This is a genomic window from Oceanobacillus salinisoli (assembly GCF_009733865.1).
Taxonomy (GTDB): domain Bacteria; phylum Bacillota; class Bacilli; order Bacillales; family Amphibacillaceae; genus Oceanobacillus; species Oceanobacillus salinisoli.
On sequence record NZ_WOFB01000018.1, the window covers coordinates 60,180 to 86,646 of the forward strand.

The following is a 26,467-nucleotide window of genomic DNA, read 5'->3' on the forward strand; positions in this document are numbered from 1 at the left end:
CTCCTCAAAAACGTACGTAAACATCATAAAACCCCTTGTTATGTGTAACAAGGGGTTTTAATTTTATAAGTAACATAATTGAAAAGAACTTATATTTATCATAAACTTACCTTTTATGATAAAATATTAAAGTATGTATAAATCATAGGAGCGTATTCCATGGCAAAGAAAGTATTAATTATGACACAAAACTTTTATCCGGTTATAGGTAGTGCAGGAAATCGGATGAAAAATATTTTTCAATTGTTAAATCAACATGGGATTCAAGCAGACGTTTTAACGACAGAACCTGCTTATCCTAATAAGAACTTGTATAGAGATAAAACGTTTTGGGATGATGAATCAGTTAATAAAGCCACTGATAAAATAATTAGGGTACCAATAAAAAACAAAACATTTTCGAACCATATTGTGAGTAGGCTGTTTTTTTATATTGAGATTATGTACTGTTTCCTAATCATGCTTTGGAAATTGCGAAAAGAGGGCTATGATTATCTATTGGTAAGTACACCTCCTATATTTATCGTGTTTTCCGCATTTATTGGAAAGTTTTTTTTGAAATCCAAACTTATTCTCGAGGTAAGGGATTTATGGCCAGATAGTTTAATCGGTGTACGAGCATTTGATCATAACTGGATTATTAAATTATTTCGTCTCCTAGAAAAGAAAATGTACCGTATTGCGGATGAGATCATAATAAACAGTAAAGGGTTTGAGGACCATATTCAATCAAAATTAAAACAAGATAAAAATACTATTTACTTACCAAATGGTCCTAGGGAGTACGAGATTGTAAAATATAAATCCTATAAAGGTGAATTTCGAGTTGTTTATACAGGTAATTTAGGCCTGGCCCAAGATATTGACCATTTGAAATCAATCGCTAAATTATTACACGAAAACAATATTCGTTTTGATGTAATTGGATATGGAATGAAAACAGAGGAATTTACAGATTATATAAAAAAACATGAATTAAGTTATGTACACATGCATATGCCAACTACTCGCAGGAAAAGTTTGGAGTTAATTCAAAACAGCAATATTGCTATTGCATTTTTAAATAATGAAGAAGTTTTTTCAACTGTTCTACCGGGTAAAATAATTGACTATATGACATGCAGGACGCCAATTATCGCTGGCATTAAAGGAACAGCAGCTCAAACTATAACTGAAAATAATACAGGTTTTGTTTATGATCAAGAAGATGTTCATGGGATGGTTGCGAAAATTGTTGAATTAAGAGAGAATTCGTCACTGCTGGAACAATTGAGAGATAACTGTGAAAAGACAGTTACAAACGGGTTCCTTTGGGAAGAAAATATAAAGAAACTGGTAGAAATAATTAACTAAACAAAGAGGGAATATGAAATGAAACGTGTTGGTATGTTTGTTTGGAATCATTTTACAAACGATGCTAGGGTACTAAGAGAATGTACCACTTTATCGCAAAATGGTTACGACGTAGAATTAATATGTATTGATGACCCGAATGATCCTTCTATTTCCCAATATGAGGAAGTGAACGAGCATTTTCGGGTTTTTCGAATGAAAAGATATCCGACAACATTATTGTTACTACAAAAAATGTATCGATTTATTGTTGGGAAAAAATGGCCAATATTACCAGCATTGGCTGTCTGGGGATTATTTGTCCTTCTGATCCCATGGCTAACTATTGCTTTAACTGTTATCGTTGCTCTGTTACTAAAAACAAAGGTTAGAGTGATTTGGGTTCGTGCAGCGCTTATATTAAGAATGGCCATAAAAGGACATCGAGGGAACTATGATATTTATCATTCCAATGATTTGAACACCATGCCACAAGGATGGGTCAGTGCAAAGTGGAGATTGAAGAAAAAACCTTTAATATATGATTCACATGAGGTGCAAACTAGTAGAACAGGGTATGATAGCCCTTGGTATAAGCGTTTTGAATTATTTTTTATTAATCGAATGGATAGTATGATTGTCGAGAATGATACTCGCGCGAAGTATAATGAAGATTTATATGGTTTTTATCCACATGTTCTTCATAATTATCCATCTTTAGAAATACAGCAAACAGAAGAGAAAGTGAACTTACATGCAATGCTTGGATTACCATCTGATGAAAAAATATTGCTTTATCAAGGTGGTATTCAAGCCGGACGTGGTTTGGAAAAACTAATTGAAGCTTATCCCCTATTCAATGAAGGTACATTAGTATATATTGGGGATGGGAAAATAAAAGAAAAGCTACAACAAATGGTTAAGGAAAGAAACTTGGAGGATAAAATTCGGTTTATTCCAAAGGTACCAGTTCGAGACTTGCCTAAATATACTAAAAATGCATATTTAGGTTTTCAAGTACTAAACAACATTAATTTTAATCACTGGTCTGCATCTTCCAATAAGTTGTTTGAATATATGATGAATGAAGTTCCGGTTGTTGCCTGTGACTTTCCTGAAATAAAAAAAGTAATAGAAGAGAGTGAAGTGGGTGTTACGGTTGACCCACACAATCCTAAAGAAATTGCTAAAGGTGTAAATTATATATTAAGAAACCCTGATAAACGTGATTTATATAGCAAAAATTGCAAAGAAGCACGTTTGCAGTATAATTGGGAATTAGAACAGAATAACTTGCTTAAAGTTTATCAAAAATATTAATAGTTAAATTAAGGAAAGAAGGATTTATAATGAAACTTTGTACAATAGGATTAGGTTATATTGGATTACCAACATCAATCATGTTTGCTAATTACGGTGTAGATGTAATAGGTGTAGATATTAAAAAAGAAGCAGTTGATATGCTGAATAGTAGGCAGATTCATATTGAAGAGCCTGGATTACAAGAAGCATTGGAGCAAGCGATGGAGAAAGGAAACTTTCGAGCTTCTATAGAACCTGAACCTGCAGATGCATTTATCATTGCAGTGCCTACACCGAATAAAGATGATCAATATATGTCATGTGATTTATCCTATGTTATGCAGGCAACAGAAAACATTATTCCGTTTTTAGAGAAGGGGAATATTGTTATCGTGGAGTCAACGATTGCTCCAAGAACAATGGATGATTATGTGAAACCTAGATTAGAGCAGGCTGGATTTACAATTGGTGAAGATATTTATTTAGTACATTGTCCAGAACGTGTTCTTCCTGGACAAATCATGCATGAGTTAATTCATAATAACCGCATCGTTGGTGGTGTTACACCTATGTGTACCGAAAAAGGTGCAGAAATTTATACGGTATTTGTCAAAGGTGAGTTGATAAAAACAGATGCCCGTACTGCTGAAATGTCTAAGTTAATGGAGAATACGTACCGTGATGTAAATATTGCTTTGGCAAATGAACTGGCAAAAGTATGTAATGAATTAAATATTAACGCACTTGAAGTAATCAATATGGCGAATAAACATCCACGTGTTAATTTGCATACACCGGGACCCGGAGTTGGCGGACATTGCCTAGCGGTGGACCCATACTTCATTATTGCAAAAGCCCCCGAACAGGCAAAATTAATTAGCCTATCCCGTGAAATAAATAATTCGATGCCAGATTATGTCATTCAAGCTGTTGAAAAGATTTTAGCTAAGACAAACGGAAAGAAAATTACAGTATTTGGATTAACATACAAAGGAAATGTAGACGATATAAGAGAAAGTCCCGCTTTGGATATTTATGAAAAGCTAAATAGCCATCCTGAATATGAGGTGGTTGCTTATGATCCACACGTAAAACTTAACTTCGTAGAAAAAGATATGGAACAGGCACTTGAAGGTTCCAGTTTAGTGTTAATCCTGTCTGACCATAGAGAATTCAATGATTTAAGAAACATGGGTTCAAATAAGATGATAAATCCGATCATTTTTGATACGAAAAATATTGTAAAACGTTATGATGAAGAAGTTACTTATATTAATTACGGTAATTTATATTTATTTAAATAAACAAAAAGGGAAGCAAATATATGTTCAATCCATTAAGTAAAGTGATATCAGAACAAATCAAGTATTGGAATTTAATCATTAGAATGTCAAGGTTCGAAGTTAAAGGCAGTTATCAGCAGCATTATCTTGGAACCTTATGGCAGTTTATATATCCGTCAATCCAAATTTTAATTTATTGGATTGTTTTTGGTATTGGAATTCGGGGCGGGCAGCCGATAGGAGAAATCCCTTATATTGTATGGCTTTTAATGGGTTTAATCCCCTGGTTTTTTATTAGTCCGTCCATGATTCAAGGTTCTAATAGCATTCATCAAAAAGTTTCGTTGGTTTCTAAAATGAATTTTCCTGTAAGTGTATTACCAACTATTAAAATTGTGAGTAACAGTATTCAGTTTTTTGTTTTATTCGCTATTTTAATTTTATTGTTATTAATGAACGGTATACCTGTTAGTATCTATTGGTTTCAGCTTATATACTATTTTATTTGTATGATTGCCTTGGTATTCGCATTTTCTATTTTTAGTTCAACCATCTCGACTTTAGTTAGAGATTATCAAACCCTGCTTTCAGCTTCAATGCGAATGCTGCTATATTTATCTCCAATCCTGTGGAACCCAGAAGGTGAAATGGTTCCTGAAATATTAGGAAACCTGCTGAAATTAAATCCACTTTATTATATTATTGATGGTTTTCGCAGCTCGTTTCTAAGTGTCGGTTGGTTCTATGAGGATATAACGTATACTTTATATTTCTGGTTGTTTACGTTTATTCTTTTATATTTTGGTGCAAAGCTGCATATACGTTTCAGAGAAAACTTTGTCGACTATTTATAATATAGCGAGGTTATTTTAATGAATAATAGTAAAGTATTAGTGAAAAATGTTTCCAAATTATTTCCGACACAATCTAAACAGTCAGATAAGCTTTTGGAGTTTTTTTCTATTAGGAAAAAAGGTGCTCCAAGAAAAGTATTTTCTGCTGTTAGCGATGTTTCATTTGAAGCTAACGAAGGTGAAACAATTGGCATACTTGGTTTAAATGGTTCCGGAAAATCAACCTTATCTAATTTATTGGCCCAGGTAATTCAACCAACAAAAGGTAGCATCGAGGTAAATGGTACACCATCATTGATCGCTATATCTGCCGGTCTGAATAATAACCTGTCTGGTATGGATAACATTAAATTAAAGTGTATGATGCACGGGCTTTCTTCAGAAAAAATTGATGAAGTCCGCCCAGATATTATTGAGTTTGCTGAGTTAGGTGATTATATTAACCAGCCAGTTAAAAATTATTCAAGCGGAATGAGATCTAGATTAGGGTTTGCGATTTCGGTTCATACAGACCCGGACATTTTAATCATAGACGAAGCATTATCCGTGGGTGATACTACCTTTGCTAATAAGTGCTTGGAAAAGATGCAAGAATTTAAAGAACAAGGGAAAACGATATTTTTTGTCAGTCATTCTGCGAGCCAAATGAAATCCTTCTGTGATCGAGTTATATGGATGCATTATGGAAGAGTTAAAGAAATTGGCGAAACTGAAGATGTCATTAAAAATTATACTACCTTTACAAAGGAAGTTAATAAGCTTTCCGCTGAAGAAAAGTCACAATTAAAAAATACAGAGCAAAGAAATCAATTCGTGGAACCACCAGGTGAGCTGTATAACGAAAAAGTAAATGGAGCGACGAAAACAGAAAAAGTCATAAATTTACTATTGTTTATCCCATTAATTTTATTGGGTATTTTAATAGGAACAGGTTATTAAAGTTAAGGAGAGTTAAATGATGGAAGAATTAAAAGATTACATTTTTGATGCTTACTATTATAAAAAAGGACAGGAATTCGGCAGAAAGGTAAGAAGAAGAATTCACTGGATTACATCCAATATTTCTGGTGAGGAAATATTGGATGTAGGTTGTTCCCAGGGTATAACTCCGATTCTCTTAGGAAGAGAAGGGAAAAAGGTCCTAGGAATTGATTCGTCCCATTCTGCGATAGAAGATGCAAAACGAAACTTATCGAATGAGGATGTAGAAACGCAAAAAAATGTGGAGTTCCGAGAACAGAATTTCTTTTCATTTAACTCTGACCATAGCTTTGATACTGTAATATTAGGGGAAGTACTAGAACACATAACGGATGAAGCTGGTTTCATTCAGAAAGCCAAATCTATAGTAAAAGAAAAAGGAAAAGTTATTGTAACTACTCCTTTTGGAATCAATGATTTTGTTGATCATAAGAAAACCTTTTATATATCTGACTTTATCAAATTACAGCAGGATGACCTAAGGATATCAAATGTGGAATATCTTGATGGCTGGATTGGTATTATCTTTGAGAAGACAAATGAGATTCCTCTTCTTGATGTTAGCCAGGGAGTATTAGACGACCTGGAGATGGCATTTTATGAAAAAGAACGGAAACTTCTGGATAAATTAAACAAAAGGACTCAAGACGGTTACGGTTCCCGTACGGGTGAAAATTATAATTATAAACAAAAATTCTTAAATGAAAAAATTGAAAAAGTCAAAACTCAAAACGAATTATACGTTCAATACAAAAAAGAAAAAGCTACTTTGAAAGAGTTTAAACGGATACAAAAGGAATACGAAAGTTTATTAAAGAAATATAAAAATCTGGAAAAGAAATACAGGAACCTAAGTAAATCCAAATTGGGCAAGTTGACATTACTATACTGGAAATTGCGTAGAAGAGGGTGATTGGTATGGATACAAAAGAACTTACAGAAAGATTATTGATATTAGACGAAAAAATAAAAGATCTGGAAAGTGCTATATCCTCTGATCTAAAAAACCTCAAGTACGAAAATGGTCTTACTGTCGATTTACCCAAGGGAAATAACGAAATATTAGATTCAGATCAGTATGATATGAACACATATAATGAATTAAGAAATACATATGCCGATAAGGATTATGAAAGAAGAATACAAAGAATCATTGAAGACCTGCCTACCAGCAATGGTTCTAACTATTATAAGAAGTTCGAAGTAAATATTGGTATTATTGCCGATGAATTTCTCTACCATTCCTATGAAAGTACAGCTAATTTTTTCTATGTGACAAAGGATAACTATAAAACCATTGAAGCTAATGTAGATTTTCTGTTAGTTGTTTCAGCCTGGAAGGGATTGTCCAATGAGTGGGAAGGATTGGGAAATCCGAAAAGAGTTCAGATAAGAAAAGAGTTATCTAATATCATTGAGTATTTCAGATTAAAAAACAAAAAGACGATATTTTATTCAAAAGAGGACCCAACCAATTATGAGTACTTTGTAGACATTGCTAAACAATGTGATTATATTTTTACAACTGCGATTGAAAAGATTCCACAATATAAGATTGATTGTAATAATGATAATGTACACTTATTGGAGTTTGGGGTGAATCCGATATTTAATAATCCAATCGGGATAAACCTAAAAAAAGATAAAGATAACGTGTTGTTTGCTGGCTCGTGGTACAAAAAATATCCAAAGAGACAAAAAGACACCAGAATGCTTTTTGATGGGGTCCTAAACTCGGGAAAAGAGTTAAAAGTACTGGATAGAAACTTCTACCGAGATTCAAAAAGTTTTCTGTTCCCCGTAAAGTACTTAAAATACATTTCTCCTGCAATTGACCATAGTACATTACAATCACTATCCAAAATAAACAGGTGGTGCATCAATTTAAATTCTATTCAATTTAGCCAGACAATGTTCGCAAGCAGAGTGTTTGAACTTCAATGCATGGGGAATTTAATATTGTCAAACTATAGTGCCGGTGTTAATAATTTATTCCCCAATGTGTTCACTGTATTTAGTGAAAATGAAGTGAAGGGTATCATTAAAACCTATACTGACAAGGAAATATATCAGCATCAAATGGTAGGAGTAAGAACGGTGCTAAGAAACCATACAACTTTCCACAGAATGGGTCGCCTACTCTCCATAATTGGTTATGAAATGGAAGAGATAGATAATAAAAAAGTTGCTGTTGTTTATAAGGAAAAAACGAAGCATATTTTAAAAAACTTTAAGAGACAAACCCTAAAAAATAAAGATTTAATATCAGTAAATGAATTGGAACAAAATTATTCTAACTATGACTATATAACTTTTTTTAATGAAAAATATGAGTACGGAGAATACTACTTAGAAGATATGGTTAATGGTTTTAAATATACAAATTCTTCTTATATTACGAAGGATTCCTATTTTAACGGGGCTCATAAAATCTCGGGAATTGAGAATAACTATATTAACAGGGTTAGCGACCCAGCAAGAACCATTTTTTCTACAACAGCATTCAATTATATTCAATTAATGGATGCCTTAAACTCCAAAGAATTGGATAATGGTTATAGTATTGACAGTTTGGAACTTAATCTCATGGAAGAACCTTTTTCTTTTCATTACAACCCTAAATTCTCCGTCATCATTGCTGCATATAACAATGGAGATCATTTATACTCTAAATGTTTTATGAGTTTAAGAAGGTCAAGTATGTTTACTGAAATGGAAATTATTATCGTTGATGACGGTTCAACAGATGATTATACTGTGAAGATCATCAATAGACTAGCGAGATTATATCCAAATGTGAAACCATTCTTCTATAAGGATGGAGGCAGTGGTAGTGCTTCTAGACCAAGAAATAAAGGGGTAGAACTTTCCAGTACAGATTATGTTACCTTCTTAGATCCTGATAATGAAGCTATTAATGATGGATATGCGAAATTGTTACAGTATATGAAGGAATTTGAAGAAGACATTGTTATTGGAAATATCATTAAAGCTGATGACCAAATTCGAAATGTAAATTATTTTGAGGATGTAAGAAAAAAATATGGAAACAGAAGAAGCTTTGTAAAAGAAGAAGTGCATGAATATTTAATTGAAACTACCTTTAAGGTACAAAGCATTCAGGCGATGATGTTTAAAAAGGAATTACTAATGGATAATAATTTAACCATGTTAGTCGGAGCGGTAGGAGAGGACACACTTTTCTTTTATGAAGCCCTAATAAATGCTAAGTCCTTTTCAATAATAGATGAGCCAATTCATGTGTATTATGCTGGAGTAGAAGGTTCTGCCGTTAATAATATTACAGCAGCTACTTTTGATAAGTATAAAAAACTTGAAATGGAGAAGATAAAGTTCCTAAAGAAAAATAACTTATTACGTGCTTATATGTCGTTAAGATTTAATTATTATTTTAAAAACTGGTATTTAAAGAAGCTGAACAAAGTCGTTCCAACAGAAGAGGAAAAGGCCGCTAATATTTTAAAGGAAATATATCTACTTTATAGTGATTATATGAATGAAGATGATTTAGATGAGGAAGTTCTTGAATTTGGCAAGAACGGTATAGGTAATTCGACAATAACAAAATTTGTAACTGGTGAAAAACACCCAGAACTATTGACTTAATTACATTATACCGTTAAACTGAAAAACGGTTAATTTATAAAACTTTTAGAAAAAACAAGAACTAGCATATGAGGGAAGTGTTAATTAGTATGGTAAATACAATTAATAATATAGATAGTTTACCACCAATTGAAGAACAAAGACAAACATTAAGACAAAAGAAAATATTAGCGAATGAATATTACAGAGTATTGCATATTGGAAGATATGCTTTTGGAAAGACAGACATTGTAAGCAGAATGAAGCATGCATTAGAAAACTTAGGGCATACAGTATTTGACTTTAATACTGATGATTTTAGAGAAGTAATCCATAATCCTGATGGACATACAGGCGGATTTGGTCCTATAGAAATAAAGTTAGAGTATATAAAACCTGTGTTGGAACAATTTGATCCACAAATCATTTTATGTAATGCAGGGGGGTATACATTTTCGGAAGAAGATAGTCAATGGCTAAAGGATAGAGGTTTTATTTTGGTCGGTATTACGTTATCTGACCCTGATGTCTTTGTTAGTACAAAGAAATTTGCTCATCGTTTTGACTATCATGTAACAAATGCAATAGAAGCAATTAAAATGTATGAGGATGTAGGTATTACTAATACTATGCATTTTCCTTTTGCGATTGATAGAACGTTTATTGAAACAGAAGCAATCGAGAGAAAAGATTGGAATGCTGATGTAATCTGTATAGGGAATGCAACAAATCGTGAAGATAGAAATAAAATGATGAAATATTTGGATCAATACTTTGACGTAAAAGTATACGGTACAGGCTGGGACTTTCCGGACTCCTTTCCAGTAAGTGGAGAAGATTTTTACTCTGCAGCTAGAGCCGGTAAATTTCACATTAATTTCCCAGGTACGAGAGCCGGTTACACGAATTTAAAAATAGGTGTATTTGAATCTATAGCTAACGGTGGGATACTTTGTACGGAATATTTCGATGAAATGGAGTTATTCTTTGAGTATGGTAAAGAAATCATCGGATATAAAGACGCAGAAGATCTAAAAGAGAAACTTGAGTACTACCTTGAACACCCTGAAGAAGCAGAGCAAATGAGAAGAAGAGCGTTCTATAAGTTAGTCCATCATCATATGTGGGAATCTAGATGGGAAGATTTGTTTGCACAAATTAAGCAAGATATTAATGTTGATCGTAAAAAACTTACCAAAAAAAGATATGAAGAAATTGGAGAATTACATGGAACAAAAGAAAGAGCTGCAAAAGTAATCGTTCAAGGTTACTATGGGGCACTTAATACTGGTGATGATTTAATTTTAGAATCTATAAGTAATAATATTAAAAAAAATCATCCAAATACAGTTGTAATGGTTGCCGGCTTTAATCGTAGAAATATTACTTTAAGGCAAGGTTATTACAGTCTTCCACGAACAGATGTATACAGAATGGAAAAGTTTATAAAAGAAGCTGATTTATTAATATACGGTGGTGGTGGATTATTAAATGATTATTCATTTAATAATTCAGCAGGGGTTGCCGACTTCTTTGATAGCTTTCCGGTTGGCTTAACAGGTATGGGAATTATTCCTACTATGGCAAATATACATGAAGTTCCTAGAATGTATTTTGCATTAGGTGTTGGACCGTTAAGGAACCCTGAGGCAAGAAAATTCGCTAAATTCTTAGTCAATCAAATGAGTGTTGTTACTGTCAGGGACCAATACTCCAAGGATTTACTTGAATCTATTGATGGCATTAATAATGAGGTTATCAAAACTTCTGACCCAACATATATGCTTGATTATCCTGGAACAGACCTTGCTGATAAGTATTTGGAGAAAAACAATATTAATCCAAATGAAAAGCTGGTATTAGTGACACTTAGAGAATGGAAAGGGAATCCAATTGACTTTGAAGAAAAGATGGCTAAGTATTTGGATGCCATTATTTCCCAGAGTGGTTATTCTGTTTTATTCCTTCCTTACCAGTTTGGTACAGGAAATTCCGATGATAATCGAATCCATAGAAAAGTTCTAGATAGTATGACTAAAAAAGATAAGACGTATATTTATGAGCATGAAGGGGATTACGAGGAGTTCTTAAGTCTTATTGGAAAAGCAGAGCTCGTTATTTCCATGAGACTTCATGGCTCAATTTTAGCAAACCGTTTTGGTGTCCCTTCAATAGGATTTAATTATGATAACAAGGTACTTGCACATTATCAAAACATGAACATGACTAAATATTTATTAGATCTTGATTTTGATACTGATTATGCAGTTAATTTATTCGCGGAATTGAAACTAAATAGAGATTACATTTCTAAAGAAATTACGGAATATGTCTTTAGGGAAAGAGAAGAATCTTCTAAGACATTTAATTATGCAGTAGAGCTATTAAAAGACGGGATCCGTAAAGAAAAAAATATCTACAGACATTATCCAAGGGAAGAATCTTTACGTGAAATGAGAGTAAAAACCCTTAATAAGGAATTAAGGGAATTAAAAGAGCAAAAAAGAGATTTATTTTTAAGACTAAGAACACTGAACAACACTGTTGGTAATTTGAGAAACATGAAAAAGTCCTTAAATGGTTTAAATTTAGATCATATTCAAACGTTAGATTTATCAAATGCAAAATTTGAGTCTGAAATAGGAAAGTCATCCGAAGAAATAGTTGTAGCACTAACTAAAAATAAACTGGGGATTCGTTTATCTGATTTGGACGCACCTAAAAAAGGTGACTTTTCAAGTGCTAAAGTAAATCTCGATTTAGAACCTGGAAATGAGTATATCTTAAATGTTGATGTACAATCACCATATTACAATCCAAAAAATACAGGAAGAATTAAATATTTTATCCTTATCGATGGCAAAAAAGTATACAGTAAAGATATTGCTGTAGAAGAGAAACAGAAGCAATTGGCTTTTAAAGTATATCCTAAAAAGCAAAATGTAGTGATTGAGTTTAAATTAGAAGCGCTGAAGAATTGTGAAAACTGGAGCTGGGGAAGAGTTTCCAAAACATACTTCAGCAATTTAAGTGTCGTGAAAATGGAAAACATTAAACGTAGTAAAAATGTATTTAAACGAACCATCAGAAAACACTAATTTAAAAAAAGAATTTAATGTAAGAATTATACCTTTCCAATATATTGCCATTGTGTTGGAAAGGTTTTTTTTACTCTTTTATTTTACAAACTTTATCCATTATATTATTAAAATATGTTATAATTAAGTAGCTTTTTAGAGAAAAATGTCAAAGGGAGTTGAGGGATGTTAAATTATGGAGAACCGTTCGTCGCCGAAAGTAATAATTTACTTTCTATTAATATTTGCCTTTGTCTTAGTAAGCAATATAAACGAGTCTAAGGTGGAGGCTGCTGGTGTTTATTTTGAGGTTGATACAGAAAGAACCGAGGTTTATCACAATATTAATGGAAAACTGACAAGAGTTGGTGAACTGCCTCAGGGACAAGAATTTGAAAGAGTTGGTTATCAAAAATACTGGCAATTAATTGATTTTGGTAGTCAAAAAGGTTATGTGAAACGAAGTGAATCAACTATAACCGATGGTGGCTCTATTAGAAATAAAGAAAGAGAAACTACTAATAGGGAAATCAAACTATTAAAGAATGCAACAGTCTATGAGACTAGTACAGACGGTTATGTTCCTTTTGCACAAGTAGATAAAGGAACTACGTTTGAAGTAGTTGTTTCCCAGAAAAATTGGTGGGGCATTAACGTTGGTGGAAGATTTGGTTTTATTAATAAATCGTCAGCAACAGTTATTTTCGAACCCTCTGATGTCTATTTTAAAGTAAATGCCGATATTGCGGATGTTTATTATAATATTGGTGGAAAAATGGAAAAAGTTGGGGAATTAGAATATGGACAAGAATATCGTAGAGCAGGTGGACGAACAGATTGGCATCTAATAGAATTTGGTAGTAGAAAGGCTCACGTTAAAAAGAGTGTTACCGAGCCATCAGATGGGGAAATTGTGAAAAAAGACCCTAAAAGACCAGAATCCACTAGTTTGATAGCAATTGCAAAAGATACACAAATCTATGATATTAGTTCCGGTAACTATGTTCCTTTTGCACAGATTAACAGTGATGTGCAGTTTAATATAGTCCTTGAGCAAAGTAACTGGTGGGGTATTAACGTTGGTGGAAGATTTGGACTTATAAAAAAATCAAGTACAAAGCAAGAAACTATTAAATATACAAACTATAATTATTCATTTGAAAAAATGGTAGATGCTCAAATGACAGGCGGAAGAGCTACTGCTAATGGTTCAGGAACTAAACTGGCTAAGAGGGAAGAAGTCGAGTATTATGCTAATCCCTCTAACTTTACTAAAGGTGATGTTGGCTTTTTTCAGTTTTTAGTATTATCAAAGAGCGCTGGTCTTACTTCAAATGATGCTAAAATAATCAATGATAAAATACTTAATTCTAATGCTGGTATACTTGCAGGACAGGCCCAAGCGTTTATTGATGCCGGGAGAGAGTATGATATAAATGAAATTTATCTCATTGCACATGCCTTGCATGAAACAGGGAATGGAGATTCTACTCTAGCTAACGGTGTACCAGTTGATGCAAATGGGAAAGTTACTAGAGATGCAAACGGTAGAATAGTAGAGAATTCAAATACAAAACATATTGTCTACAATATGTATGGTTATGGTGCAAATGACTCCTGCCCAATTGATTGTGGGGCTAAGTATGCTTTTGATAAAAAGTGGTTTTCAAAGACTGCCTCTATCATAGGAGGAGCAAGTTCGATATATAGTTATATTAATAGGGGACAAGACACACTTTATAAGATGAAGTGGAATCCCGAAAGCCCTGGTTATCCACAATATGCCACACATATTATGTGGGCAGTCTTACAAACACCTAAAATGAATGAAATATACAGTTTAATAAATAGCTATGATTTAGTATTTGACGTACCACAATTTTTAAATCAGCCTTCCACAAGTGGTTCGGTTGAAATTAATTCAATTTCAGAATCTGGCACAACTTCTACAGAATCTAGTCCTAGTCAGGATTTAGTTGTTAATTATCCAGAGGGTGTTTATGGGATTACTGAAACCGTTTCTGGTAATTTAAACTTTAGAAGTACTCCTAATACGGATGAAGATAATATTATTGGAAGTATTTCAAGCGGTACAAAAATAGAAATTACAGGAACGAATGGTACGTGGTATCAGATAAATTATGATGATAAGTCAGGCTGGGTACATAGTGATTTTGTAAATGTACAGAATTTGCTAGAAGTTACTGCTACTGACTTAAATATCCGTACTGGAGCTGGTACATCGTATGACTCCATTGGAAAAGTGAACACAGGAGAGCTGTTAGCTGCTATCATGGTTGATGGCGAAATCAATACAAAAGCTGCCAATAATCATATTTGGTACCAAATTATTTTCAATAATGAGGAAGCGTGGGTAAGTGGCGGCACGAATGGAACAGAGTATATTAAAGTGAAATAGGTTCATCGATCACCATATGCTTAAGTGCATATGGTGATTTTTTTATAAATTAAACACTTAAAATGTAATATTAAATTTTATTCTAATTATTTGGTAATGTGCAGAATTATGGTAGAATAAGTGAGAATGTTTAATAACAAAATGACTAAGTAGGTGTTTCCAATGATAAACCAATCTGAATTAATCACAACATTCGTCATTTCAGCTGTAACCGTATTTCTTATAACACCTTTTACAAAAAAATTAGCTTTTAAAATAAATGCAACAGACAAACCAGATAATCATAGGAAAACTCACAACAGTGAAAAGGCCAGCCTCGGAGGATTAGCAATTTTTATAGGTGCCATAGCAGGTTTTCTATATCTACAGCCCGAAAGTCCACAAATGACAGCTATAATTATTGGGGCCTTTATTATGATTATAACTGGAATGTTAGACGATATATTTGATTTAAAACCAATATATAAGTTTGCTGGGCAAATAGCCGCTGCAATAGTAGTAGTTTCATCTGGATTAACTATTGACAAATTAACTATGCCCTTCTTCGGTACAGTATACTTAGAGGGACTAGGCTATGTTATTACCATTTTTTGGATTGTTGGGGCTTCCAATGCTATTAATTTAATTGATGGATTAGATGGACTGGCGGCAGGAGTATCAACGATTGCATTATCTAGTATTCTAGTAATGGCAATGATGGATTATCGAATGGTAGTAGCCTATTTATGTATAATATTGATTGGAAGTTGTATTGGATTTCTTTACCATAACTTTTATCCGGCAAAGATCTTTATGGGGGATACAGGAGCACTGTTTCTTGGATATGCTATTGCGGTAGTGTCTATGCTAGGACTCTTTAAAAACGTAGCGTTATTTAGTTTTATTATTCCAATTATTGTCATAGCGATTCCTGTTTTTGATACATTACTGGCCATCATACGAAGAATAATTAATAAGCAGGGGATTGCAACTGCGGATAAGAGACATATTCATTATCAACTGATTAAGATGGGATATAGTCATCGAACATCGGTATTAATATTATACGGTTTTAGTACTCTCTTTGGGATTTTAGCAATTACTTTTAATAGTGGAACCATGCTAAGTTCTTTGATCACACTAATCATGATAATCATTGGTATTCAATTAATGGTAGAAGTTACTGGTCTTTATCTAAAAGGGCAACAACCCGTTTTAGATGGCTGCAGAAAAATACTAGGAATTAAAAAAACGAATAGGTAATTAAAGACACTTCCAACAAAATTGGAAGTGTCTTTAATATCAAGCTATTAATTTGATACAGTAAGCGTATCGTTATCTATTTCTAAATGTGTCTTTAACTCTGCTTGAACTTCTGCCAATGATTCCTCGTCAACAATTTGATAACTTACACCATTAATTCTATCCGGATATGATTTTAGTGTAAGTTTATCAATTTTACTTGTGCTGAAATCAGAGTATTCCTTGAAAAATGCTAAACCTTCTTTAATTTTCATATTTGTTTCTACGTTATTTCCAAATTCCCGAGCTAGGTCATCAATTTTAGTTACGGTTGAGACTGATAAAGCTTTATTGATAATGGCTTCAATAACTTGTTGCTGTCTTTCGTTTCTACCAATATCTCCGCGAGGGTCTTCTTTTCTCATTCTGGCATATGCTAAAGCATATCTACCATCTAGCTCCATCTCGCCTTCATAGAATTGTAGTTTTTCTGCCACTCGATCGTCACTATTTTGTTCGAAGTCAAATGGTACATTAACCGTAATACCACCTAGAATATCAATAACATTTTTAAAGGCCTCGAAATTTACAGTTGCATAATAATCTATGGGTATATCCAAGAAATTCTCGACTGTTTCAATCGTCGCTTTCTTTCCACCAAAAACATGCGCATGATTTATTTTATCTTCCGTTTCACGTCCAGATATCTCTACCAACGTATCTCTAGGTATGCTTAATAATTTTAGTCTTTCGTCATTAGGGTTGAACGTTGCTACCATTAATGTATCTGTTCTACCATTTTCTCCGTTTGTTGAATAGTCCTCGACGCCCATTAATAAAACAGAAACAGGATCATCACTTATAGAAACAGCATTTGCTCGTAAATCAGACTTTTCTCTTCCTAAATCATCATAAGTATTACTAGCAGCTTCTAATGTTTGCATTGCCATGTAACCACCAAATCCAAGTAGGCCTAGAAATAACATGATTACAACAAAAAGGAGCTGCTTGAGGCGTTTCTTTCTTCTACGCTTTTTTATCAGAACACGTCCCATTATATTTCTCCTTTAAACTAGTAAAATAGTTATCTTTATAATTATATATGCCATGAACCTATAATGCAATCTGTATTTTGTTGGAAATTCACTAGATATGTCGATATAAGGCTAGTAAAAGTTACAAATATTTGCAGATTAAATAATCCTCTTAAAGATACGGAAAGCTTCCTACCATATACAAAAATAGAGCCTTATTTCATTTGTATTTAATATAATTACTTTTATTCATATTTCTGCATTAGAATTCGAATGGACTAGGTTGAAAATTGAAAGCGCTCTAACCATTATCAACGTTATATAGATCATTTCTAATTTTAGTTGTTGAAATTCCAACTGTTCTTGGTAAATATACAACTTCACAATATTTTTTTAGGAAATCAAACTTACCTTCCCAGTCATCACCCATGACAAATAAATCAATGTTATGATGTTTGACATCTTCAACTTTTTGGTCCCAGCTTTTTTCAGGAATTACTTCGTCTACATAACGAATGGCTTCTAAGATATCCTTTCGGATTTCATATGAATGATATGCCTTTTTTCCTTTTAACTCATTAAAGTCATCGGTAGAAAGACCAACAACTAGGTAGTGCCCCATTGCTTTAGCTCTTCGAAGTATGTTAATGTGGCCGTTGTGAATTAAGTCAAAAGTTCCATATGTGATCACTTTTTTCATCTCTCATATTCCCCCAAACAGGAAAATGGAATTGGTCTTCATAATTGTCATTACAATTATGAATTTTATCTTGTATAAGAAAGGGGAAATCGATTTGATTACTCCTTCTAATACATATTAACTGACTTGTCATCTGCTTGACTTAGTTTGGAATGATTTGAATTTTGAATTGATAAATCCAAATGTTGTCTCAGTTCATCCTCTACTGTAGCTCTGCTTTCCTCATTAACTTGATAATACCACAATCCGTCCTCCAGTTTTCCGCCTTCTCCTTCAAGATGTAAGGATGTAATATTTATGTCTTTTTTTAAACCATAAGAGAGAAAGCTTTTCATCTCGTCGAACGTTAAATTGGTGGTCATATTATCCCCGACTGCTGTTATGACATTATCCAATTTCGTAATAGAGGAAACGGAAGCAGATTGTTTAACAACGGCTTTAATAATTTCCTGCTGTCTTTTTCCCCGTTCGATATCACTATCATATTTACGAGAACGAGCAACTGCTAATGCTTCTTCACCACTTAAATTTTTGTAACCAGGGGTTAAATGGATGGCATTTCTATTATCGTCTGAATCCAGTTCATACATTTCGAATGGTACGTTATACATAATTCCGCCTAATGAATCAACCACTTCGATAAAAGCGTCAAAGTTCAGTTTAACGTAATAGTCAACGGGAACGTTAAGGAAGTTTTCAACCGTTTCAACAGTTGCCTTTGCTCCACCGAAGAAATGTGCATGGTTAATTTTTGTATAATCACCAACTTCTGGTACAAAAACATAAGAGTCCCGCGGTATCGAAAGTAATTTTACATCTCCTTCTTCTTTGTTGAAGGTAGCAAGAATTAATGCATCGGAGCGGCTATGTTCATTATAATTCCGTTCTTCACTATCATCCACACCAATAATGAGAATAGATACATTATCGGCAACCGGATTGATTGGTTCCTCCCTTAATTCAGAAACATCAGAGCCATTTTCTCGTTCAATTTCTTCAAAGGAGCTTTCTACCAATTTTTCTGCAGTTTTATATAAATGGTTCCCGTAAAATAATGCTGTAAGAAGTAATACGAACAGAGGTATTCCGATAAAGAAGAACAATTTCCTTTTATTCTTACCTACTTTTCTCTTGTCTAATCGAGAGTCCTTTTTGTTTGATTTAGTCATAAATTATCCACCTTATAAAGACTATACTAAATTTTATTTTACTACTCCATGGTTCATCCGTAAATGTGTATTTTACTTTATGTTACATTGGTACTTCTCATTTTGTGTATTTGAATCATTTATATTCGCTTAACAAGTAAATGGAATTACCTTTTGGATATAATTTTGTTATATCTTAAATAATATAATTGATTATTTACTTGTATTCTGTGTACAATAATGTCATATAATAGAAAATTTTGGAGTGAATTGACATTGAATAAACGTATAAAAGTAATGACCATTTTCGGTACACGACCTGAAGCGATTAAGATGGCACCACTTGTACTCGAATTAAACAAACGTTCGAATGAATTTGAATCGATAGTTACGGTAACGGCACAGCATCGTGAAATGCTGGATCAAGTTTTAGAGATTTTTGATATAACACCAGATTATGATTTAAATATCATGAAAAAACAGCAATCTCTAACACAAATTACAACCAGGGCTTTAGAAGGCTTGGATGAAGTGATGAAAAAAACGAAACCCGATATCGTTTTGGTACATGGGGACACTAGTACAACATTCGCTGCTTCTATAGCAGCATATTACAATCAAATTGCAGTAGGTCATGTGGAAGCTGGGTTGCGTACTTGGAATAAATATTCTCCATACCCAGAAGAAATGAATCGTCAATTAACGGGCGTCATAGCAGACCTACATTTTGCACCAACAGAGAAATCCAAACAAAATTTACTTAACGAAAATAAAGCGAATGAGTCTATTGTTGTAACAGGTAATACAGCAATTGATGCATTGAAGACGACAGTGGATGAAAACTATTCAAGTCCTATTTTGGATAGTCTAGGTGATGACAGACTTGTCCTGATGACTGCCCATCGCAGAGAGAACTTGGGGAACAATATGGAGCAAATGTTCCGTGCGATTAAACGTTTAGTGGAAGCACATGATGATGTGCAAGTGATTTATCCAGTTCATTTAAATCCAGTTGTACAAAATACAGCAAATGAAATTCTTGGAAATGATGATCGTATTAAGTTAATTGAGCCGCTTGGCGTAGTGGATTTCCATAATTTTGCATCACGTGCCCATTTGATCTTAACCGATTCAGGTGGTGTTCAAGAGGAGGCGCCATCCCTTGGAGTTCCTGTACTTGTATTGCGTGATACGACAGAGCGCCCAGAGGGAATCGATGCTGGAACATTAAAACTAGCGGGAACAGATGAAGATACTATATTTAATCTTGCTAATGAATTATTGAGTGACCAGAAAGCACATGAAAAGATGGCAAAAGCATCAAATCCTTATGGTGATGGAGAAGCGTCGCGCAGGATTGCAGATGCCATTGTCTATTATTTTGATAAATAAACGATGTGGGATAAGTGCAAGTTCCTATTTGGGACTTGTGCTTTTTTTATGTTTGGTTGTTCTATTTGTTATAGGGTGTAGGAGGCATATTGAGAACCACGGGAAGGGTGCCAAAAGTCGCGGAAAGATGACGGAATTCGTGGTACGTTCCACACGATTGATAGAGGTTCTATCAGTATAGACGTTTCGTTAATTCGCACCGCACCGCATCGACTTTTAGACTTTATCAAGCATTAATCAACCTCCTTGCCCCTTGCCTCCACAACAATCAGTCTCCAGCTCAACTTATTATTTCCCCCAAACTTTAACATTTAGGAAAGTTTCATACGTAAGAATAATCTTTCCAGAATTCTTCATAATAAGCGTATAACAGTGACTTGGTTTTAGCTAAATAGGAAATGGAGGGAATGATACTCGTGTTGAAACTTTGGAGAAGTGGTTTTTTTATACTTATTATATTTTTAACTGCGTGCACTACTAATCAGACGGAACCAGTAAGTCCTCTTGAAAAAACAAACCCATTTGAAAAACTTTCTAATAGGGAGCAGGAATATCAATCTGAGGCTCCTTTGGAAGAAGAGTCGGATTTACATTCAAAATCGGATGTATCTGATGTTGAACTGAGAGCTCTCCAAAAAACAGTTCCAGAGGAAGCTGGGCCTGAAATGGATACGACGCAAGATAATCAGCAAGAGGAACCACCAATTAATGACCAACCATCAGTAGAAGAACGGTCAGACCAAACAGAGACACCAACTGAAGAAAAGTTTCAGGGGGAAGGAGTAATAGAGGAACAAGAGGAAACAGAAGCAGCCATTAATCCGGTAAAAGAACTTCCTTTTCAGGATTTTAAGAAAAGATGGAATGCTGTGGCAGATCAACAATTGTCGAATTTATATATTGAAAATTTGCAAAAGAATGAAAGTGAAGGCGGCGATGTTTATTCAACTAAACTTAGTGAGCAACTGGAGTTAAACATTTATGTGGAAGAGGAATATATTCAGACTTTAGAATTAATTAGAAAAGACAGCAATAATAAAGCTGATGTTGCTACCATGTTAACAGGTTGGATGCAAATCGTCATGATCCTTCATCCGGAAGTAGTGGTTCATGATGTGGATTCATTATTTCACGATTTAGGTGTTGGTCCAAACGGAGATTTAAGTAATGTGGTAAGAAAGGAATTCTCCTATGGCCGTCTAAATTATGAAGTTATTCCAGAATCAAATAGTTTTCTATTCCGGGCAACATATAGGGAATAGTTATATGGCACTGTTCTTTAGACTTCTCCATACATCCAGATAGAATTTTAACAGAGAAAGGGAGGTCGCAATATGAAGAAGCTTAAGTTCACAATGATGCTTAGTATAGCCTTTACCCTTGTATTACTGCAACAAAGTACTCCGGCAAGTTCGCAGACTCAGCTATTTAATATGTCTTATATATTTTTTGGCTCTCCAAATAGTTATGTCAATCAAGTAGATAAAACAAAGGGAAGCTTACATGTTGTATCCCCAAATTACTTTGATATTAATAAAGATGGAGAATTAGAAGTAACATGGAAACTACAAACCTCCTTTATTAATGAAATGCATCGGAGGGGGATAAAAGTGGTTCCGTTTGTGGCAAACCATTGGGATGCGACTGCGGGTATAAACGGTTTAAATAAGCGTGATCAATTAGCAAGAAGAATTGCAGATGAGGTCGAGAAGTACAACTTGGACGGGGTAAATGTAGATATTGAAGGTGTAAATCATATGTATAGGGATGAGCACACTGATTTTGTTCGGCTACTCCGCAGTTATATACCAAAGCATAAAGAAGTATCAGTTGCGGTTGCTGCCAATCCAAATGGATGGAAAACCGGCTGGCATGGATTTTATGATTACAAAGCGCTTTCTAATTATACGGACTACTTAATGATTATGGCATATGATGAATCGTGGGAATCTCCCGATAGTCCGATTGGACCGGTATCAAGTATTCAGTTTTTTGAACGGTCAATTCAATATGCTATTAATCAAGGGGTACCCAAAAATAAGATTGTTGTGGGACTCCCATTTTATGGACGAATGTGGAAATTAGATGGTCCTACGTCATTAGGAAAAAGTATAACTGGTATGGGTGTATCAAGTACAAGGGTGCAGCCACTGGTAGATAAGTTCAATGGAAAAATTAATTTTGATAAAAACACCCAATCTTCTTATGCTACTTTTACAATTCCAGAGAATCAAGAAGCCTATATTGGAAGTACGACATTAACAGCAGGGGATTATATAATATGGTATGACAACGAGCCTGCTATCAAAGCAAAGCTACAATTGCCTAATAAATATGGAATTAAAGGAACAGGGTCGTGGGCATTGTATCATGAGACTCCAGATACATGGAACTATTATTCAGCCTGGTTGAATGATATCTACTTTACGGATGTCGCCTTAGACTATTGGGCTAAGAATAGCATCAGTAAAGTGGCTAGAAAAGGTTGGATAACAGGAACATCAACAACCACTTTTTCTCCTACTAAGCATTTAACACGGGCTGAAGGAGCGGTCATTATTGTGCGAGCCCTTGGGCAAACTAATGCAGTTCCTATAAATTATCAGTTTAGGGATACGGTTGGGCATTGGGCCCGTAAACATATTGAAGTTGCAAGAGAAAAAGGATACTTGGGTGGTAAATCACCTACCAGATTCGATCCAAATGCTCCATTGACTCGAGAACAACTGGCGCAAATACTTTACAATATATTTGACTACCCTATTGATCAGGGATCAATCCGTCGCTTCCCTGATGTGCCCTCAGATAAGTGGTCCTATAATTCCATCATAGCACTTACTCAAAAGGGATTTATTGGCGGATTCACGGATGGTACGTTTCGCCCAACAAGAACATCAATAAGGGCGGAAATGGCAGCATTAATGTCTCGTATGGAAAAAGAATTTGACCACAAAGCAGGTAATCAATGATATTATGGGGAAAGTGTTAGGAATAGAAACAGGGGTGATTACGATTCGAATCATTTTTATAATATTGATCTTATTATTATCGGCATGTAATCAAGAACAATCAATGGACGGGCAGGCAAGTGATCCTAGCCCGTTTCAACATATGAGCTCCAATGAACGGATCGAATATAACCAAACCGAAGAAAATCAAGAGACACAGGAAACAGAACAAGCAGGTGAGACAGAAAATCAGCAGGAAAAGCAAGAAAACGGGGATATAGATGATACAGAGAAATTAGAAGAAACGAAGGAAATGGAGGGACTTGAAGGAGCGGAGGAGGAAATCGGGAAAAGTATAGAGGACCCAATTAAAGGAATACGAATAGTGATTCTGGCAGAAAAAAGTGTAAAACCAGAGGCAATCATCAAAGAATATGGCGGAATTGTGGAGCAGTCTTATGAAGAGATGAATATGGCTGCAGGTTACGTAGATGAAAGTCAAATTGAAAAAATAATAACGGATAATCGAATTATTCATTTAGAATATGACAAGGTTTTAGAGACAAAGTCCTCACAAATAATGGAATGGGGTAATCAAACTGTTCTGGTTCCACAATCCTTATCCAGTAATTTTACCGGTAAAAATGTAAAGGTTGCAGTTATTGATTCAGGGATTTCCGAACATGAAGATCTCACCATAGAAAATGGAGTATCGATGGTGGATTATACGGACAGCTATGCGGATGATAATGGACATGGCACCTATGTTGCAGGGATTATTGGTGCAAAAAATAATAACATCGGGATTGTTGGGGTTGCTACGGATAGCAAGCTTTATGCCGTAAAGGTACTCGATTCAAATGGGGAAGGGTACTTGTCCGATGTGATGGCGGGGGTTGATTGGGCAATCCAGAATGAAATGGATATAATTAATTTAAGTTTAGGAGGGGGCAAATCCTCTCCTTTACTAGAATCAATGATTAATAAAGCGGTCAATCAAAACATTTTAGTCGTTGCAGCAGCAGGAAATGACGGGACGGCAACAGGTGGTGAAAACAATGTCAGCTATCCAGCTCGCTACGAATATGTGATTGCGGTAGGTGCCATTAATCAAAATAGGCAAAGAGCGACCTTTTCTTCAACAGGTGAAGCAGTGGAATTAGCAGCCCCAGGAGAAAATATACTAAGCACAGACAATAATGGTTCCTATAATCGGGTGAAGGGGACCAGTTTTGCGACTCCATTTGTTTCCGGTGTTGCGGCACTTATGAAAGAAATTGAACCAAATCTTACGGCTGCACAGCTGAGAAATAAATTACAGAAGGAAAGTACCGACTTAGGAACTGCTGGAAGGGATCCGTGGTATGGATTCGGTTTGGTTCAAGCCCCGTATTATTTCCGGGATATTTATGGACATTGGGCGCGAGAAAGCATTTTAACTGCTTATGAAAAAAGATGGATGGTCGGTTCCTACCAAAATTTTTATCCGTCAAGGCCCTTAACCAGGGCAGAGGGAGCTGCTATTTTTGTACGAGTACTTGAACTAAAATCAGAACGAAAGACGAATTCATTTATCGATGTTCCCCAAAAACATTGGGCCGTTCAAAATATTAATACTGCTGCAGATAACGGCATTATGGTTGGAACCTCCCGTGATAGATTTTCGCCGGGAGCTTACTTGACTCGAGAGCAGATGGTCGTAGTACTTTATCGAGTGCTTGGAAAGCCAGAAGTGGATGAGTTAAGAAATCCATTCACGGATGTAACCCTCACAGACTGGTCGTATAAATCCATTGTGACTTTGAAAGAATTGGGGATTGTAGCAGAAGCTTCAACGTTTGGTCCGAAAAGGCCAATTTCCAGAGGGGAAATGGCGGCATTTCTCAAAAGAATATCCCCTTATTTAGGCGAGTAAATAAATCTTTTAAAACCTAAGATTTATTAAAACAATACCCTAGCGCATGATGATGTGCAAGTCATTTATCCAGTACATTTAAATCCAGTTGTGCAAAATACAGCAAATGAAATTCTTGGAAATGATGATCGGATTAAATTAATCGAGCCGCTTGGCGTAGTAGATTTTCATAATTTTGCATCACGTGCCCACTTGATTTTAACCGATTCAGGTGGTGTTCAAGAGGAGGCACCTTCTCTCGGTGTTCCTGTACTTGTATTGCGTGATACGACAGAACGCCCAGAGGGAATCGATGCTGGAACATTAAAACTAGCGGGAACCGATGAAGATACGATTTTTAATCTTGCTAATGAATTATTAAGTGATAAAGAAGCACATGATAAAATGGCAAAAGCATCGAATCCGTATGGTGACGGAGAAGCGTTACGTAGAATTGCGGATGCGATTGTCAGCTATTTTAAGTAATAAATTTATAGAAACTGCCCAAGTTATAATGTTGCTTGGGCTTTTTGTCTAGAAAGAGAAACTGTTGTTGATTTTTCTGTGTTTTCTAGTATAATTTTTCCTATGTTAGGAAAGTAACAAAATATCCATTATGAGGTGACTCACCTTTGAGTGAATTCGACCAATTACCGAAATCTGTTAAAAAGACAATAAGGTATATTAAGCAGGATGCACCGGAAGAGAAGCTGATAATATTAAAAAAAGTATTGGATCAGGCTTTTCAATTACGGACAAGTAGTAAGGATAACAAGTATTATTAAAAAATTGGGCCATAGTCATAGAGTAAGTATAGTATGCAGGGAGGATTACAATGGGGGAACAAGAACAGTATAAATTATTGTTAAAGAAAGTAATAGACGATACAGAAGAAAACAAAATTCAAACAGCAGAGCAATTAATTCAAAAACTAATTATAGAATTATCCAATACGTCTAAACATGCGACAGTATAAAACCTCTCCTTATAAAGGAGGTTTTTTTGTTTATCGAGCGAGCGCCAAATCAAATCGCGTGGCACTCATCCAAAACCAAGCGAGCCCCAAATCAAATCGCGCGGCATCCACCCAAAATCGCCACACCCCAACAAATTTAAACACTCCCCACTCTTCCTAACCCATTTCCAACAAAATCTACCAATAAATTTTTGTAAATTTTCCCTACTAATCTTTTAAGTTATGATATAATCTTTTTTGTAACCTTAAATTAGGTCATATTTCACATAAAGTATGTAATTAATATATACATGGAGGTAC

The 26,467-nt window shown here is 34.7% G+C and carries 19 protein-coding genes and 1 pseudogene; 17 read left to right on the forward strand and 3 right to left on the reverse strand.

Features of this window, described 5'->3' with window-relative positions; all coding sequences use genetic code 11:
• Positions 1 to 159 precede the first annotated feature (159 nt).
• The 10 genes from GMJ66_RS13860 to GMJ66_RS13905 all read left to right on the forward strand — a co-directional run bounded on the left by GMJ66_RS13860 (position 160) and on the right by GMJ66_RS13905 (position 16,096).
• The gene (locus tag GMJ66_RS13860) at positions 160 to 1,353 is read left to right on the forward strand and encodes a glycosyltransferase family 4 protein (protein ID WP_156290918.1); all 1,194 of its coding nucleotides are present in this window, start codon (positions 160 to 162) and stop codon (positions 1,351 to 1,353) included.
• Between the two features lie 18 nt (positions 1,354 to 1,371).
• A complete protein-coding gene (locus GMJ66_RS13865; protein WP_156290919.1) occupies positions 1,372 to 2,652 on the forward strand; it encodes a glycosyltransferase in 1,281 nt (426 codons plus the stop codon).
• A 29-nt stretch (positions 2,653 to 2,681) separates the two neighbouring features.
• The gene (locus GMJ66_RS13870; protein ID WP_156290920.1) at positions 2,682 to 3,938 is read left to right on the forward strand and encodes a nucleotide sugar dehydrogenase; all 1,257 of its coding nucleotides are present in this window, start codon (positions 2,682 to 2,684) and stop codon (positions 3,936 to 3,938) included.
• A 20-nt stretch (positions 3,939 to 3,958) separates the two neighbouring features.
• The gene (locus GMJ66_RS13875; RefSeq protein WP_156290921.1) at positions 3,959 to 4,771 is read left to right on the forward strand and encodes an ABC transporter permease; all 813 of its coding nucleotides are present in this window, start codon (positions 3,959 to 3,961) and stop codon (positions 4,769 to 4,771) included.
• An 18-nt stretch (positions 4,772 to 4,789) separates the two neighbouring features.
• Complete coding sequence (locus GMJ66_RS13880) at positions 4,790 to 5,710, forward strand: ABC transporter ATP-binding protein (RefSeq protein WP_156290922.1); 921 nt, start codon at positions 4,790 to 4,792, stop codon at positions 5,708 to 5,710.
• A gap of 19 nt (positions 5,711 to 5,729) precedes the next feature.
• Entirely contained in the window at positions 5,730 to 6,665 is a 936-nt protein-coding gene (locus tag GMJ66_RS13885) for a class I SAM-dependent methyltransferase (protein ID WP_197046702.1), read from the forward strand.
• 5 nt (positions 6,666 to 6,670) lie between these two features.
• A complete protein-coding gene (locus tag GMJ66_RS13890) occupies positions 6,671 to 9,379 on the forward strand; it encodes a glycosyltransferase (RefSeq protein ID WP_156290924.1) in 2,709 nt (902 codons plus the stop codon).
• Positions 9,380 to 9,468: 89 nt separating this feature from the next.
• Positions 9,469 to 12,456: a polysaccharide pyruvyl transferase family protein gene (locus GMJ66_RS13895; protein WP_197046703.1), complete on the forward strand. Its 2,988-nt coding sequence runs from the start codon at positions 9,469 to 9,471 to the stop codon at positions 12,454 to 12,456.
• Between the two features lie 175 nt (positions 12,457 to 12,631).
• Positions 12,632 to 14,854 carry an SH3 domain-containing protein gene (locus GMJ66_RS13900; protein WP_156290926.1) on the forward strand — a complete coding sequence of 741 codons (2,223 nt, stop codon included), beginning with the start codon at positions 12,632 to 12,634 and terminating at the stop codon, positions 14,852 to 14,854.
• Between the two features lie 162 nt (positions 14,855 to 15,016).
• Positions 15,017 to 16,096: a glycosyltransferase family 4 protein gene (locus GMJ66_RS13905; RefSeq protein WP_156290927.1), complete on the forward strand. Its 1,080-nt coding sequence runs from the start codon at positions 15,017 to 15,019 to the stop codon at positions 16,094 to 16,096.
• A 47-nt stretch (positions 16,097 to 16,143) separates the two neighbouring features.
• Here GMJ66_RS13905 and GMJ66_RS13910 read toward each other — a convergent pair whose 3' ends face one another.
• From GMJ66_RS13910 to GMJ66_RS13920, 3 genes are all read right to left on the reverse strand, one after another.
• Complete coding sequence (locus GMJ66_RS13910; protein ID WP_197046704.1) at positions 16,144 to 17,130, reverse strand: LCP family protein; 987 nt, start codon at positions 17,128 to 17,130, stop codon at positions 16,144 to 16,146.
• Between the two features lie 280 nt (positions 17,131 to 17,410).
• On the reverse strand, positions 17,411 to 17,809 hold the full coding sequence (gene tagD / locus GMJ66_RS13915; RefSeq protein WP_156290929.1) for a glycerol-3-phosphate cytidylyltransferase: 399 nt from the start codon (positions 17,807 to 17,809) through the stop codon (positions 17,411 to 17,413).
• 107 nt (positions 17,810 to 17,916) lie between these two features.
• Positions 17,917 to 18,978: an LCP family protein gene (locus GMJ66_RS13920; protein WP_156290930.1), complete on the reverse strand. Its 1,062-nt coding sequence runs from the start codon at positions 18,976 to 18,978 to the stop codon at positions 17,917 to 17,919.
• Between the two features lie 255 nt (positions 18,979 to 19,233).
• Between GMJ66_RS13920 and wecB the strand changes: the two genes are divergently transcribed.
• The 7 genes and pseudogenes from wecB (at position 19,234) to GMJ66_RS20470 (ending at position 26,167) form a co-directional block, all read left to right on the forward strand.
• Positions 19,234 to 20,349 (forward strand): non-hydrolyzing UDP-N-acetylglucosamine 2-epimerase, encoded by a 1,116-nt coding sequence (gene wecB, locus GMJ66_RS13925; protein WP_156290931.1) that lies wholly within the window; start codon positions 19,234 to 19,236, stop codon positions 20,347 to 20,349.
• A 416-nt stretch (positions 20,350 to 20,765) separates the two neighbouring features.
• The gene (locus GMJ66_RS13930) at positions 20,766 to 21,611 is read left to right on the forward strand and encodes a hypothetical protein (RefSeq protein WP_156290932.1); all 846 of its coding nucleotides are present in this window, start codon (positions 20,766 to 20,768) and stop codon (positions 21,609 to 21,611) included.
• Between the two features lie 72 nt (positions 21,612 to 21,683).
• Positions 21,684 to 23,318 carry a glycosyl hydrolase family 18 protein gene (locus tag GMJ66_RS13935; RefSeq protein WP_156290933.1) on the forward strand — a complete coding sequence of 545 codons (1,635 nt, stop codon included), beginning with the start codon at positions 21,684 to 21,686 and terminating at the stop codon, positions 23,316 to 23,318.
• Positions 23,293 to 25,212 (forward strand): S8 family peptidase, encoded by a 1,920-nt coding sequence (locus GMJ66_RS13940; protein WP_156290934.1) that lies wholly within the window; start codon positions 23,293 to 23,295, stop codon positions 25,210 to 25,212. Before GMJ66_RS13935 ends, GMJ66_RS13940 begins: the two co-directional genes overlap by 26 nt.
• Positions 25,213 to 25,257: 45 nt before the next feature.
• A pseudogene (locus tag GMJ66_RS13945) lies at positions 25,258 to 25,677 on the forward strand (UDP-N-acetylglucosamine 2-epimerase); the annotation flags it as partial.
• 146 nt (positions 25,678 to 25,823) lie between these two features.
• Entirely contained in the window at positions 25,824 to 25,976 is a 153-nt protein-coding gene (locus tag GMJ66_RS20465) for a hypothetical protein (RefSeq protein WP_197046706.1), read from the forward strand.
• 50 nt (positions 25,977 to 26,026) lie between these two features.
• The gene (locus tag GMJ66_RS20470; protein ID WP_197046707.1) at positions 26,027 to 26,167 is read left to right on the forward strand and encodes a hypothetical protein; all 141 of its coding nucleotides are present in this window, start codon (positions 26,027 to 26,029) and stop codon (positions 26,165 to 26,167) included.
• Positions 26,168 to 26,467 lie beyond the last annotated feature (300 nt).

Coding starts and splice junctions, on each gene's coding strand:
- GMJ66_RS13900 (WP_156290926.1), top strand. CDS start 12,632: ATGGAGAACCGTTCGTCGCCGAAAGTAATAATTTACTTTCTATTAATA.
- GMJ66_RS13905 (WP_156290927.1), top strand. CDS start 15,017: ATGATAAACCAATCTGAATTAATCACAACATTCGTCATTTCAGCTGTA.
- GMJ66_RS13885 (WP_197046702.1), top strand. CDS start 5,730: ATGGAAGAATTAAAAGATTACATTTTTGATGCTTACTATTATAAAAAA.
- GMJ66_RS13860 (WP_156290918.1), top strand. CDS start 160: ATGGCAAAGAAAGTATTAATTATGACACAAAACTTTTATCCGGTTATA.
- GMJ66_RS13880 (WP_156290922.1), top strand. CDS start 4,790: ATGAATAATAGTAAAGTATTAGTGAAAAATGTTTCCAAATTATTTCCG.
- GMJ66_RS13865 (WP_156290919.1), top strand. CDS start 1,372: ATGAAACGTGTTGGTATGTTTGTTTGGAATCATTTTACAAACGATGCT.
- GMJ66_RS13870 (WP_156290920.1), top strand. CDS start 2,682: ATGAAACTTTGTACAATAGGATTAGGTTATATTGGATTACCAACATCA.
- GMJ66_RS20470 (WP_197046707.1), top strand. CDS start 26,027: ATGGGGGAACAAGAACAGTATAAATTATTGTTAAAGAAAGTAATAGAC.
- GMJ66_RS13875 (WP_156290921.1), top strand. CDS start 3,959: ATGTTCAATCCATTAAGTAAAGTGATATCAGAACAAATCAAGTATTGG.
- tagD (WP_156290929.1), bottom strand. CDS start 17,809: ATGAAAAAAGTGATCACATATGGAACTTTTGACTTAATTCACAACGGC.
- GMJ66_RS13920 (WP_156290930.1), bottom strand. CDS start 18,978: ATGACTAAATCAAACAAAAAGGACTCTCGATTAGACAAGAGAAAAGTA.
- GMJ66_RS13910 (WP_197046704.1), bottom strand. CDS start 17,130: ATGGGACGTGTTCTGATAAAAAAGCGTAGAAGAAAGAAACGCCTCAAG.
- GMJ66_RS13890 (WP_156290924.1), top strand. CDS start 6,671: ATGGATACAAAAGAACTTACAGAAAGATTATTGATATTAGACGAAAAA.
- GMJ66_RS13895 (WP_197046703.1), top strand. CDS start 9,469: ATGGTAAATACAATTAATAATATAGATAGTTTACCACCAATTGAAGAA.
- GMJ66_RS13935 (WP_156290933.1), top strand. CDS start 21,684: ATGAAGAAGCTTAAGTTCACAATGATGCTTAGTATAGCCTTTACCCTT.